Genomic DNA, 12,838 nt, shown 5'->3' with positions numbered 1-12,838 from the left:
TGAACGCAGGAAACCCAACATCTTAGTAGGTTGGGTGAACGCAGGAAACCCAACAAATCAGTAGGTTATGTGAACCCAGGAAACTCCACAAAAACTTAACCACCCCCAGCCTAGCCGACTGTGTTGGGTTTCGCGATCGCTCCACCCAACCTACTAGAAACCCCGTTTATTAAATGTTTCCGTGGCTGATATAACCCCGATTTTTAGGATTGGGGGGGATTTTCGGGGGAGGTGAAAATATTGCCCGCTGCGAAAATATCTCCGATATTTAACCTTAATTCTGGGAAAACTTGCGAGACTATTTGTTGATTGTCCGTCAAAACAGTTTCTTCATATAAACCCTCATCCAGCCGCAAAACCGATATCTTATTTAACATCGGATCTACAATCCAATATTCCGGGATTTCCGCCGCCGCATATTCGGTTCTTTTGTACCTATAATCTCGGTTTACGGATTCGGGACTGACTACTTCCACCACTAGGAGGGGTGGAGTTTAAAAAACGGCAGATTCATCCAACAATTCTACAACTTTTTCTCTGGAAACGACACAGACATCCATCAATCGCGACTTCCTCGGTGAGGTTCTCACCCCGGCTTCTTTCAAACACAACCAAGGTGAATTAATCCGACTTATTTCGGCTTTCAAAGTATCCCGGATAAAATCGGCGATCAGCAAATGTCGGATGGTTGGTGGGTTTATGATTTCTAATTGTCCATTGACTAATTCATAATGGTTGTCTGTGCCATCGTCATATTTGAGGTAGTCTTCAAAAGTATATGTTTTGTCGGTGGTTATAGATGTCATGGCTATGGTATAATGGTTTCTGAATGGGTTATTGAGATCCAGGCAGTTAGTAGCTGCTAAAACACCAACACTAACCCCCCCTGAAAATCTTTCGACTTCAGGGGGGTTACGGTTTTACCAACCCAAAGCTGAGATAAAACCAGCAGATGGTTTTTCGGCTTCGGAAGTTGTGGTTGTGTTAGAATCAGAGTCGATGCGGATTTCTGTGCAGAAGGTGGAGGTGTTGAAGCCTCCGAACCGCTTGACGGCACTCGATCGCATTCTAACATTAGAACCAACAAACCAAAAGCGTTCAATAGAACTCATGGTTTCATATTCGGTTATTAAGGTTAAGCCGTCCTCTTCGTCCATTTCAAAACGTCCAATCACCGGGACAATTTCCGCATAACCCCTTTCCCGCAGCATTCGACCCCGGCGCGGATCGTCTGGGTCTGGTACGATCGCAAATACGGTAGAACCCTTATGGTTTTCGTCTTCCTTATCCCAAGCCATTTCGCCATTCCAGGTGACATGAGCCCCCCCCGCCGCCAAACTCGGGTCAATATCGTGCATTTTGCAGATCTCGGCTACCTGGGGGTCCTCAGCGGTAAGGGAGGTTACATTAATATCGGAAAATCCTTTTTCGGCTTGACGAAAAGCTAGGTGATGGGTCGTCCTTAGCGATCGCCATCTTCCGGCACTCATATTAAAAAATTCTATAGCATCCATTAGCTTAATCTCCAGTCTGACGGCTATCCGTTTATTTTATGGCAGTTAGGGCTGAGTCTGTGGCTATCAGATCGGAAAATCCAAAGTTTTGTTAAATAGATTAGTGCCTAAATGTCCATCATGGACAGATTGTCAAGTGTATGTTACGATAATTTACATTCCAGGTAAACAAAAGTTACGGTTTGACCCAAAACCGTACTCTCACCCCTAGAATTTCAGAGGAGGAGCGAACAATGCAAACCCCAGGAAATCTAAGCATAGAGCAACAATTCAAGCTCAAGGTTCTCCAGGAACAAGTCAAACACCTAAGTTTAGAAGAAGCTCAGGAGTATTTAATTGAGGTATTTCGCCAAGGGATGGTCAAGGATAATTTACTGAAAAACTGGATGAAAGGCGCATAGCCTCAAAACACCATCAACCAATCACCACAACCAGAGGGAGGTCAGAAAGGGCTGATTAAGTTAAGTAGCCTCTGACCTCTTGGGAATAGGTTATGCTTAACCAAAGCGACCACTAACATATTGTTGTGTGGCTTCTTGTTGGGGATTTTGGAAAAGACTATGAGTATCGCTAAACTCGACCAGGTAGCCAAAACGCTTGCTACCATCTTCGGCTTTGGCGTTAAAAAAGGCAGTCATATCGGCGACCCTAGTTGCTTGCTGCATATTATGGGTAACGATAATAATAGTGTATTGTTGTTTGAGTTCAACAATAAGTTCTTCAATCCGCATGGTAGAAATGGGGTCTAAAGCGGAGCAAGGTTCATCCATGAGAATTACATCAGGTTGAACGGAAACAGCGCGCGCAATACATAGACGTTGTTGTTGACCCCCAGACAAAGCCAAACCACTTTGTCGGAGTTTATCTTTGACTTCATCCCAGAGTACAGCCTGACGAAGCGATCGCTCTACAATTTCATCCATATCACCTTTGGACTTAGCCAAACCATTGACGCGCACCCCATAGGCGATATTTTCATAAATAGACTTAGGGAAGGGGTTAGGCTTCTGAAAGACCATACCAATTTGTCTTCGCACTTGGACAGGATCGACAATTGGATCGTATAAATTCTGACCCTGATAGTAAATATTCCCGGACAACCTAAAGCCTGGAATCAAATCATTAATGCGATTAAAGCAGCGGAGAATAGTAGTTTTACCACAGCCAGAGGGTCCAATAAAAGCGGTTACCCGTTTTTTAAGAATGTCCATAGTCACGCCACGAACCGCCTTAAAATCCCCATAGAAAACATCAAGATTTTGAGCATGGATAACTATATCGGTATCAGTCAAATTAGCAGTATCGGGAATACTCGCATCCATCATCAGCAGTTAACTCCTGAATTGTTGAGTAATTTATTAGGTACAAATCGAACCCCAAAAACTGGATTACTAGAGTTGGGGAATTAATTGGATATATAGCCGAGTGATGAGAGTTAATAAGTATAACCGTGAATATCACCGCCGCCGGATGGAAGTCCGGGGGGAACAGGTTGAATTTTACCCATCATCATGTAATATTGCTATATATTGAGGTTTACGGTTTAGCCAAAACGACCACTGACATAATCATGAGTTCGCTGGTCTTGGGGACAGGAAAAAATGTTTTCAGTGGTATCTACTTCGACTAGATAACCAACCCGCTTACCACCTTCTAGGGCTTCGGCGTTAAAGAAGGCGGTATAATCAGCTACGCGAGAAGCCTGCTGCATATTATGGGTAACAATGACAATGGTATAATGTTGCTTGAGTTCAGCCATCAAATCTTCAATTCGCATGGTAGAAATCGGGTCTAAAGCGGAACAGGGTTCATCCATCAAAATAACATCGGGTTGAACAGCGATCGCCCTAGCGATACATAAACGTTGCTGCTGTCCTCCCGATAGAGAAGTCCCCAACTTTTTAAGATTATCCTTCACTTCATCCCAGAGGGCGGCGCTGCGTAGGGCTTTCTCGACCCTCTCCTCTAGGTTATCTTTAATGCCATTTACCCGCAAACCATAGGCGACATTATCATAAATAGTCTTAGGGAAAGGGTTAGGCTGCTGAAAGACCATACCAATGCGGCGGCGGACAACGACCGGATCAACTCCCTTGTGATAGAGGGGTTGACCTCGGTAATTCAAAAGTCCTTTAACCTCAGCACCGGGAACCAGGTCATTAGTGCGGTTAAAGCAGCGCAGGAGGGTACTTTTACCACAGCCAGAGGGGCCAATAAAGGCGGTAATTTTACGCTCTAGGATATCCATATTAACATCCCGGAGAGCGATCGTGCCACTGTAGTAAACGGATAGATTTTTAATCTCAAAAATGCGCCTAGTATTTACGGACACATCATCAATATATTGTTGCATGGTTTCTCCAATTAGTCAAGCTAAAAGAACATTGAGGCAGAATAGGCGAGTTAACAAGCTAGTTAAATTAAAATGCTTTTTTCCTGCTAAAAAAGCGGGCTAAAACACTGAAAATGAGGACAAGTGACAACAATACCAAGGCGGCAGCCCAAGCCAAAGCCTGAGAGGCTTTGTAGGGAATAATCGAGAAAAAGTAAATCAAGATAGGTAAGGTAGAAACTGGTTCCCAAACATTAGCCGCCCAGAAGTTATTGTTAAAGGAGGTAAACAGTAAGGGTGCGGCTTCTCCGGCGGCGCGGGCGACAGAGAGAACAACACCGGTGACAATAGAAGTTAGGGCGGCGGGTAAGACAATTTGAACGACAGTTTGAAATCGGTTGGCACCAATACCGGTTGCAGCTAACCGCATTTCATTAGGAACCAATAACAAGGCTTCTTCGGTAGAGCGAATAATAATGGGTAACATCAAGACAGCCAAAGCGACCCCACCAGAAAAAGCGGAAAATCCTCCCATGGGTTTGACGACAATGGAGTAAGCAAATAAGCCACATAAAATGGCGGGAACGCCGGTGAGTACGTTACAGGAGAACTTGACCAAGTAGGCTAACTTAGTACCGCGACCGAACTCGGCTAGATAAATAGCGGCAATGACACCAAAGGGAACGGCAATCATGGTAGCAATTCCGAGGGTCATGAAGCTACCGATAATGGCATGACCAAAACCGCCCTCAGAGAGACCGGGAGGGGGTGGTAATTTAGTGAAGATATCGGGAAAGACTAAAGCGCCTGCGCCTTTTTGAAAGACGCTAACGAGAACCCACAGCAAGGGAATGATGACTGTGGCGGCAAAGACCATGGTTAATACGGTTAATATCCGTCCGAAGAGGCGGCGATGGCGGGCCATGGTTTTCTCGCTAATATCGAAACTATCGCCTTCAGAAGGAAAGGAAGGCTGACGACCTGGATTATCCATAATTTATGTTTGCTAAACTTAGTGGGGGATTGACTGAACCAAAAACTAAGGTCAAGAAACTAAGGTCAAGGTCAGAAACCTTACTCAATATTCTGAAATCGACGAATTACGAGTTCCGCCAAAATATTGACGACGAGGGATAGCATCATCAGGACTAAACCTGCGTACATGAGGGCGGCTACTTGGGTGCGTCCGGCTTCGCCAAATTGGGAGGCGATGAGACCTGTAATAGTTGCTCCGGGCTGTAACCATGATATGTCAATGCGGTTAGCGTTACCGACTAGCATGGCGGATACCATGGTTTCACCCATGGCGCGACCCATTCCCAACATGACGGAACTGATAATGCCAGATAAGCCGGCGGGGATAAGGACTCTGATAATGGTTTCCCAGCGGGTGGCTCCTAAGGCGAGGGAACCATTGCGGAGGTCTCTGGGTAAAACTTCAAAGGTGCTACGGGTGATGGAGATGATAATGGGGACAATCATAATGGATAGGACTAAACCGACCAGTAAGAGGTTATTACCGGAGGGGGTAGCGCCACCGAAAAAGGGAATCCAGCCGAAGTAGCTGTTGAGAAATCTAAAAAGGGGTCTGATGACTGGAATGAGGACAAAAATCCCCCAAATGCCTAAAACGACGCTGGGGATGGCGACAATTAGCTCGATCGCAAAGGCGATGGGAGTTGTCACCCATTTAGGAGCAAAGCCTTCGGTGAGGAAGATGGCGACACCAATGCCCAGGGGAATGGCAATTAGTAGGGCGATAAAGGCGGTAACTAAGGTTCCATAAATTTGGGGTAGTACGCCATATACGTTGGTTACGGGGTTCCAGGTTGTACTGACTAAAAAACCGAGACCAAATTCGCGAATGGCGGGGGTAGCTTCGATGGCGGTTTGTACGATTACCCAAAGTAAAACGGCTCCGGCACCAATAGCCAGGAGTAGGGTTAATCCCCAAAAGCCGATATCGATGACTCGAATGGTGCTGGTTCGTTTTTCGAGGCTACGGCTGGGTAATTGATTTAATGGATCAGCCAGGGTCATGATGTTGTTTTGTCTCCTCTTGGAATGACGTAGGGTGGGTCACATTGGATCAGCTATTGGGGAAACCAACCAAGTTTGTGCTGTGACGCACGGTACGGGGTATTTACAGGAAAGAGCGATCGCTGGGACTAGGGAAGTGTGGGAGTAGTTATCAGTTATCCATGGAACAGGAAAAGGCTAACTGAGTGGCTTGTGACTACACCCACACTCTGGGCTATATATCCCAACTACAGAAAAGTTTCGGTAATGGGAGTACCAAAAATATGGAACTCCTGAATTATCTAAGGGATTCTGTTAGTTGGCGTTGATGGTGTCAAAGACGGCTTTAATCCTTTCTACTAAAGGATCAGGGGTGGGAACGAAAAGGAGTTCTTCTGCTAAGGCTCTACCTTCTGGACCCAAGGACCATTCAAAAACCTGACGCATGGCTTGCCATTTGGCATCGTCTTCATAGTTTTGATAGATCATCACCCAAACTAGACCGACAATGGGGTAAGACTCAGCACCGGAGGGGTCAGGAACTAGCAAAGCAAAGTTATCGGGTACGGGTTCATCAAGTAAGGCTTTAGCTGCTGCTTCTGGAGATGGGGCGATAAAGTTTCCGGCTTGGTTTTCGATTACGGCTGAGTCAATGTCGTTGAGGGCTGCATAGGCATAAGATAGGTAGCCAATGGCTCCCTCGTTTTGTTGAATGGAGGCGGCAACACCTTCGTTTCCTTGACCGCCAATACCTATGGGCCAGTCTACGGAGGTGCCGGCACCAGCAGGCCAGTCAGGACAGATTGTATTAATGTGGTTGGTAAATACAAAGGTGGTTCCACTACCGTCGGAACGGTGAGCGAAGACAATGGGTAGGTTAGGAAGATTGAGGTTGGGGTTATCGGCTGCGATCGCCGGATCAGTCCATTGAGTAATCTGTCCGGTCACGATACCACAGTAGGCTTGCCGGGATAGGCGGAGTTGGAGGTTATCAATTCCTGGGAGGTTATAGGAGAAGGAAATAAACCCTCCGGTCATGGGAATTTGAATGGGATCGTGGCCGTGGGCGGCGATGAAGGATGCTGTGCGATCGGCTGAGTCTGTGATCGGTGCTTCACTGGCTCCGAAGTCTACTGTGCCGTTGATGTATTGCTCTAAACCGGCTCCACTACCTACGGACTGATAACTAACTTGTACGTTGGGGTCTACCTGGCGGTTATAGGCATCAAACCAACGTTGAAATATGGGGGCGGGAAAGGTCGCCCCAGCGCCGCTAATGGATATTCTTTGGCCGCGAGTTTCTCCATCTTGGGGGCCAGGAGCGCAGGCGGTGGCTCCTAATAGTATTGGTAGGGAGGCTACTGCTAAAAGGACTTTGCGATTGAGAACCATGAAAAATACGTCCACTTGGTGAAACGACTAGGAAATCAGATGAACAATAACCGATTAAGGTTCTGGTTTAATTTGATACTCAGGTACAAAAACAGACTTTAAGCCCGATACCTACACAAGAAATTACCACAAGATTGATGACTCCACAAGGGGAGTTGGTGGTTAGAAAAAAATCTAAAGATTTAGCTTAACTTGGTTTTGCTGTCAAGGATAACCTAACCTTAAACTAATCTTAATCAAGGCTAACTTGACTATAGGTGGCTGGTATGGTGCTGTTTTTATTAAATTCTAATTGGGGGGAACATCTTATGTCAAAGAAAGGCGGCTTATTTAGTCTGAGCTGTGGGGAGATTGATAAATTTTAGTAGCACCTAACTTTACCAGAGGGAGGAAAATTAATGAATAATTAACAATTGCAATCTATGGCCACGGGGTGGGGTTGCCATTGAGCTTGGGGTGAGATGATGGTACGATGGGGAGATTAAGGTAATTACGCAGTTTAAGGCTTAATCGTGGTTCAAGCACTGCCATCAACTAACCGTCAGTCCGAACTCAATGCTGAGTATTGGTCGCTCACACCGAGGAGTCAGACAACAGAGCAACTATCGCAGTGGCTCAATTCCCTGGCTGACCGGGTAATTGGGGGCGATCGCATTGGTCGAGAAGAGGCGATCGCACTGACTGAAATCGAAGGAAATGATCATATTCTACTGCTGTGCGAGGCGGCGGACCGAGTACGTCAAGCCTGTTGTGGCACAATGGTAGATTTATGTAGCATTATTAATGTCAAGTCGGGGAACTGTTCGGAAAATTGCAGTTTCTGCTCCCAGTCGGTTCACCACCCTGGGGAAAATTCGCCGATTTATGGGCTAAAATCCCCAGAGGAAATTCTGGCTCAGGCGAAAGCTGCGGAAGAAGCTGGGGCTAAAAGGTTTTGTTTGGTTTCTCAGGGACGGGGTATTAAGTACAATAGCCCTAAGTCTAATGAATTTGAACAGATCCTGGAGACAGTTCGCCGCATTCAGGCGGAAACTTCTATTAAACCCTGTTGTGCTTTGGGAGAAATTACCCCACAACAGGCTCAGGCTTTGGCGGAAGCGGGTGTGACTAGGTATAATCACAATCTGGAATCTTCCGAAAAGTTTTACGGTAATATTGTGACGAGTCATAGTTGGGACGATCGCGTTCAAACTGTGAAAAATATCAAGGCTGCTGGTATTCAAGCCTGTACGGGTGGCATTATCGGTATGGGAGAAAGCTGGGAAGACCGTGTTGACCTGGCTTTAGCATTGCGGGAACTTGAGGTAGAGTCGGTTCCGATTAATTTACTGAACCCCCGTGAAGGAACTCCTTTGGGGGGGCGCTCCCGTCTTGACCCATATGAAGCGCTCAAGGCGATCGCTATTTTTCGCCTACTCCTCCCAGAGCAAATTTTGCGATATGCAGGGGGACGGGAAGCTGTTATGGGAGAATTACAAGCGTTAGGTCTGAAAGCGGGGATTAATGCCATGCTGATTGGACATTATCTAACTACTATGGGCCAACCCCCTGAAAGCGATCGGGCTATGTTAGAGTCTCTTGGTCTTGAGGGTGGAGAGGCTCCTATTCCCGGACAAAAACCAGACCAAAAACACCAGACCACAACCTCAAGTATAACTCCCTGACAATTGATACCACCAGTTGAATTTTTATGGGCGATCATTGGCGTACTTCTGACTATCGGTGGCACCTTCTTGGAAGCGTTTGTCACCGACCCCTCTAGCCTTTGGAGTCAGCCTAACATTCAGATACATTCCTTGGGTGTTACCTATCAGATCGGAGCGGTTCTACTGGTGGGCTGTATGGGAGGCAAAAATGCGGCTGCTATGTCTCAAATTGCCTATCTCGCCTTGGGTTTGACGGTTTTACCTGTTTTTTCCCAAGGAGGGGGGTTCGGCTACCTCGCAGAGCCTACCTTTGGCTATCTATTGGGTTTTGTTCCCGGTGGTTGGGTCTGTGGTTTTTTGGCTTTTCGTAATCATCCTAAGTTGGAATTGCTGGGGTTTAGCTGTCTGTGTGGATTGATTTCTATTCACTTGGTGGGGATACTTTATCTGGTTGCTACTCATTTGATGAATAATGTTGGCGATCGCATGATTCCACTAATGACGGCTATTCACAGCTATTCTCTTACTCCCCTCGGTGGTCAGTTGGCTGTGGCTTGTGCGGTAACTGTTATATCCTATGTCCTCCGGGGGCTAATGTTTTATTAATTAAAATTATCCTCCATGGGATTTAAAAAAAACTCGACTTTTTGGATAGCTGCCACTATCAGTTTGGTGATAGACCATTTGACTAAGTTTTGGGTGGTGCAGACTTTTGAGTTGACTACCCCTCCCCAAACTGTCCCCATTTTACCGGGTATTTTTCATATTACCTATGTGGTTAATACTGGGGCGGCTTTTAGTTTGTTTAGCAATGGCGGTGTTTATTGGCTGCGTTGGCTGTCTCTGCTGGTTAGTCTGGGATTAATGCTTTGGGCTTGGTTTGGCCCTCGGTTTATTTCCTGGGAACAGTGGGGATATGGTTTGATTCTTGGCGGCGCTTTGGGTAACGGTATCGATCGCTTTGTTTCTGGTCATGTGGTCGATTTCTTCGATTTCCGCCTGATTCAATTTCCTGTTTTTAATGTGGCTGATATTTCTATTAATGTCGGCATTATCTGTTTGCTGATCGCTGCTTTTAAGCCCCATTCTCACCCATAATTTTTCTGGTAAAGGGGTTGACATGGGCGGGCGGTTTCTGTTATAATATTGACATATTCTTAATAATAAGAAATTGCCAAAAATAAAAAAATTGCAACCATCCCATTATGATAAAAGTATAGCGCAAGTCAGCGCCAAAAGCAACCCCCCTCCCCAAAAAGCGAAAATTTTTAACATTTCTTAATTTTTTGTTACAAAACTTAACAATATAGTATGTATGATAGATAAAAGTGGAGCATTGAGTGTAATATCGGGCCAATGGGAGTAAGTGAATTGTTAGCAGCAGAATCGATAATAGCAGAATCGGTGAAGGGTGAGGGAGACTATGATATAGCGATTGTGGGTGGTGGTATTGTGGGGGCGACAGTAGCGTGTAGCCTAAAAAATTCCGGGCTAAGAATAGCACTAATTGAACCTCAACCAAAAGCGATCGCCGCGAGTCGTCGCCAAGCCTATGCTTTAACGTTACAAACGGGGCGAATTTTAGATCAGATCGGGGTATGGGGAGATATTCTACCAAAAATCACGACATTTTATCAAATTAGTCTGAGTGATAACGATCATCCAAATGTGATTAATTTTGAAACGACGGACTTAGGGACTGAGGCGTTAGGATATGTGGGGGAACATTCGGTTATCCTAACAGCAATGCAAAGGTTTCTGGAAGATTGCGCGGAGGTGCATTGGTGGTGTCCAGGGAGAGTCAAACAAGTAAGTTATTATAGCGATCGCGCGGAAATCGAGGTAGAAACTGGGGAAGAAGTTAAGACTATTAAAGCGCGGCTAGTTATGGCGGCTGATGGTGCAAAATCTCCCTTACGTGAAGCCTGTGGAATCAATACGAAAGGCTGGAAATATTGGCAGTCCTGTATAGCGTTTACGATTCAAACGGAAAAACATCATAATAATGTAGCGTTTGAAAAATTCTGGTCAAGCGGACCGATGGGAGTTTTACCGCTACCGGGGAATCGCTGTCAAGTGGTGTTAACTGCGCCCCATAGCCAAGCCCATGAGTGGCAAAAAATGGATAAAGGGGAGTTTTTGGAGTTGCTAGAATATCGGACGGGTGGAGTTTTGGGGCGGTTGGAATTATTGAGCGATCGCATAGTGTTTCCAGTGCAATTAATGCAAAGCGATCGCTATGTTAATCATAGATTAGCTTTAGTGGGAGATGCAGCCCATTGTTGTCACCCGGTGGGAGGTCAAGGGTTAAATATGGGGATTCGTGATGCTGGTGCGATCGCCGAAATTGTGAAAAAGGCTTATCAAGCGGGTGAAGATATTGGCGACCTAAAAACTCTGAACCGATATCAGAAATGGCGGCGGGGAGAAAACCTGCTAATTTTGGGGTTTACGGATTTTCTGGATCGGATGTTTTCGGGGAATTGGCGACCTCAAGTTATCTTGCGTCGTTGGGGACTGTGGGGCTTAAAAAAAATCCGACCTTTGCGTTATTTGTCTTTACGAATAATGACGGGATTATTTGGACGCGCGCCCCAAATTACTGAGTGTAAGTAATTAAGTCAATAGGGAGTTATCAATTATGGGGTGGGGGGTGATGCTGAGGGGTTGATGTTTTCCCAAGGGGGGAGTATCTTAAATGCGATCGCTATATATAAGTAATTTAGACCATGATCATCAATCGCCGCCATTTTTTCAAAACTTCTGCTTTTCTGGGGGGGTCTTTACTGCTAGATAAGCTGAGAAGTCCGGCTGCTGTGGCTGCTAATGAGTTAGTTACACACGCCCATCAAATTATTATGCAGTTAGACTGGAAATATAACGCCCAATTTGCTGGGGTGTTGCTGGCTGATTATTATAATCTCTATAAAAGCAGTGGTTTGGCGGTAGAAATTCTACCGGGAGAAACTGCGATGATTGTGACTAATCAAGTAGCTGAAAATCCGGCGATGATTGGTTGCGGTGAACAGGATATTATTATGAATGCCCAAATTGCGGGTAAACCTATAAAAGCTATAGCTACGATGTTCCAAAATTCCCCTTTGGGGTTAATGTCGATGCCAAATAGTCAGATTTATGACCTACAGGATTTAATTGGAAAACGGGTAGCGATGCAGGGGGAAAGTTACTCGATTATGCAAATGGTTATGGGTCATAATAACATTGGGTCCGATGAAATCGAAGTTATCCTAGTTTCAGGAGAGGAAAAACATGATCTGCTACTGAGGGGTGATGTGGATGCTGTGCAATGTTATATTGTAGATGAACCGATTGGATTTGCTGCTAAAACGGGAATTACACCTAATACCATGAAGTTTAGTGATTATGGTTATGATGCCTATGTTCAGGTGATTTTTGCCCATAATAAACTATTACAGTATCACCCGGAAATAGTGCATACATTTTTAGAGGTGACATTTGCGGGTTGGCGGCTGGCTTTGGATGATGTGGAAAAGGCGGCGGAAATTATTGTGAGTAATTATGCAGAAACCGGGGGAGAGTATGATGATTTAGATTATCAAATAGCGTCTCTGAAACAGGTGGCTAATTATGTAACTGCGGGGATTACAGATAATGACCTAGGAAAAATAGATGGCGATCGCTGGCAAAGTATGGCTACCAAATTCGAGAAGTATGGTATCATAAATGATGTGCCATTATTCTCTAATTCAGTAGATGATAGATTTATCAATTAATAATTAATAATTGTAGGGGCGGGTTCTGGTGTGACCTCGCCTCCCAACGACAATATTAATAAACCCGCCCTCCGGGTTCTGGTGTGACCGACTCTCCCAACGACAATATTAATAAACCCGCCCTCCGGGTTCTGGTGTGACCTCGCCTCCCAACGACAATATTAATAAACCCGCCCTCCG

General features: G+C 45.5%; 12 protein-coding genes and 1 pseudogene. 6 read left to right on the top strand and 7 right to left on the bottom strand.

Translation table 11 applies throughout. The annotated features are described in order from the left end of the window. Positions 1-203: 203 nt before the first annotated feature. Positions 204-806 (bottom strand): annotated as a pseudogene (locus P5674_RS16990) (Uma2 family endonuclease). 114 nt (positions 807-920) lie between these two features. Next, positions 921-1,514: a phycobiliprotein lyase gene (locus P5674_RS16985; protein ID WP_006617868.1), complete on the bottom strand. Its 594-nt coding sequence runs from the start codon at positions 1,512-1,514 to the stop codon at positions 921-923. A 233-nt stretch (positions 1,515-1,747) separates the two neighbouring features. On the opposite strand from P5674_RS16985, the gene P5674_RS16980 reads away from it, so the two are divergent. Further along, on the top strand, positions 1,748-1,915 hold the full coding sequence (locus P5674_RS16980) for an NblA/ycf18 family protein (protein WP_006617869.1): 168 nt from the start codon (positions 1,748-1,750) through the stop codon (positions 1,913-1,915). Between the two features lie 96 nt (positions 1,916-2,011). Here the strand turns inward: P5674_RS16980 and pstB (P5674_RS16975) are convergent, their stop codons facing one another. From pstB (P5674_RS16975) to pstS, 5 genes are all read right to left on the bottom strand, one after another. Then, positions 2,012-2,839, bottom strand: a complete 828-nt coding sequence (gene pstB / locus P5674_RS16975; RefSeq protein WP_006617870.1) for a phosphate ABC transporter ATP-binding protein PstB — start codon at positions 2,837-2,839, stop codon at positions 2,012-2,014. Between the two features lie 218 nt (positions 2,840-3,057). Then, complete coding sequence (gene pstB, locus P5674_RS16970; protein WP_152088555.1) at positions 3,058-3,867, bottom strand: phosphate ABC transporter ATP-binding protein PstB; 810 nt, start codon at positions 3,865-3,867, stop codon at positions 3,058-3,060. Between the two features lie 67 nt (positions 3,868-3,934). Beyond that, positions 3,935-4,840 (bottom strand): phosphate ABC transporter permease PstA, encoded by a 906-nt coding sequence (pstA, locus tag P5674_RS16965; RefSeq protein WP_152088556.1) that lies wholly within the window; start codon positions 4,838-4,840, stop codon positions 3,935-3,937. Positions 4,841-4,920: 80 nt separating this feature from the next. Continuing rightward, entirely contained in the window at positions 4,921-5,886 is a 966-nt protein-coding gene (pstC, locus tag P5674_RS16960) for a phosphate ABC transporter permease subunit PstC (RefSeq protein ID WP_152088557.1), read from the bottom strand. Positions 5,887-6,180: 294 nt separating this feature from the next. Continuing rightward, the gene (gene pstS, locus P5674_RS16955) at positions 6,181-7,257 is read right to left on the bottom strand and encodes a phosphate ABC transporter substrate-binding protein PstS (protein WP_152088558.1); all 1,077 of its coding nucleotides are present in this window, start codon (positions 7,255-7,257) and stop codon (positions 6,181-6,183) included. Between the two features lie 512 nt (positions 7,258-7,769). On the opposite strand from pstS, the gene bioB reads away from it, so the two are divergent. From bioB to P5674_RS16930, 5 genes are all read left to right on the top strand, one after another. Beyond that, the gene (gene bioB, locus P5674_RS16950) at positions 7,770-8,921 is read left to right on the top strand and encodes a biotin synthase BioB (protein WP_006617875.1); all 1,152 of its coding nucleotides are present in this window, start codon (positions 7,770-7,772) and stop codon (positions 8,919-8,921) included. Positions 8,922-8,924: 3 nt separating this feature from the next. Then, on the top strand, positions 8,925-9,509 hold the full coding sequence (locus tag P5674_RS16945) for a biotin transporter BioY (RefSeq protein WP_014274060.1): 585 nt from the start codon (positions 8,925-8,927) through the stop codon (positions 9,507-9,509). Positions 9,510-9,524: 15 nt separating this feature from the next. Further along, on the top strand, positions 9,525-10,001 hold the full coding sequence (gene lspA / locus P5674_RS16940) for a signal peptidase II (RefSeq protein ID WP_006617877.1): 477 nt from the start codon (positions 9,525-9,527) through the stop codon (positions 9,999-10,001). Between the two features lie 258 nt (positions 10,002-10,259). Next, on the top strand, positions 10,260-11,519 hold the full coding sequence (locus P5674_RS16935; RefSeq protein ID WP_006617878.1) for an FAD-dependent hydroxylase: 1,260 nt from the start codon (positions 10,260-10,262) through the stop codon (positions 11,517-11,519). A gap of 113 nt (positions 11,520-11,632) precedes the next feature. Further along, a complete protein-coding gene (locus P5674_RS16930; RefSeq protein ID WP_006617879.1) occupies positions 11,633-12,658 on the top strand; it encodes an ABC transporter substrate-binding protein in 1,026 nt (341 codons plus the stop codon). The last annotated feature ends 180 nt before the right edge of the window (positions 12,659-12,838 follow it).

The sequence above is a fragment of the Limnospira sp. PMC 289.06 genome (genome assembly GCF_032350395.1).
GTDB classification, from domain to species: domain Bacteria; phylum Cyanobacteriota; class Cyanobacteriia; order Cyanobacteriales; family Microcoleaceae; genus Limnospira; species Limnospira platensis.
This window is presented reverse-complemented; position numbering and strand designations above follow the sequence as displayed.

Bases quoted from the DNA above. Each gene is read 5' to 3' on its own strand.
- pstB (WP_006617870.1), bottom strand. From the start codon at position 2,839: ATGATGGATGCGAGTATTCCCGATACTGCTAATTTGACTGATACCGAT.
- pstS (WP_152088558.1), bottom strand. From the start codon at position 7,257: ATGGTTCTCAATCGCAAAGTCCTTTTAGCAGTAGCCTCCCTACCAATA.
- P5674_RS16935 (WP_006617878.1), top strand. From the start codon at position 10,260: ATGGGAGTAAGTGAATTGTTAGCAGCAGAATCGATAATAGCAGAATCG.
- P5674_RS16980 (WP_006617869.1), top strand. From the start codon at position 1,748: ATGCAAACCCCAGGAAATCTAAGCATAGAGCAACAATTCAAGCTCAAG.
- P5674_RS16930 (WP_006617879.1), top strand. From the start codon at position 11,633: ATGATCATCAATCGCCGCCATTTTTTCAAAACTTCTGCTTTTCTGGGG.
- pstA (WP_152088556.1), bottom strand. From the start codon at position 4,840: ATGGATAATCCAGGTCGTCAGCCTTCCTTTCCTTCTGAAGGCGATAGT.
- pstC (WP_152088557.1), bottom strand. From the start codon at position 5,886: ATGACCCTGGCTGATCCATTAAATCAATTACCCAGCCGTAGCCTCGAA.
- lspA (WP_006617877.1), top strand. From the start codon at position 9,525: ATGGGATTTAAAAAAAACTCGACTTTTTGGATAGCTGCCACTATCAGT.
- pstB (WP_152088555.1), bottom strand. From the start codon at position 3,867: ATGCAACAATATATTGATGATGTGTCCGTAAATACTAGGCGCATTTTT.
- P5674_RS16985 (WP_006617868.1), bottom strand. From the start codon at position 1,514: ATGGATGCTATAGAATTTTTTAATATGAGTGCCGGAAGATGGCGATCG.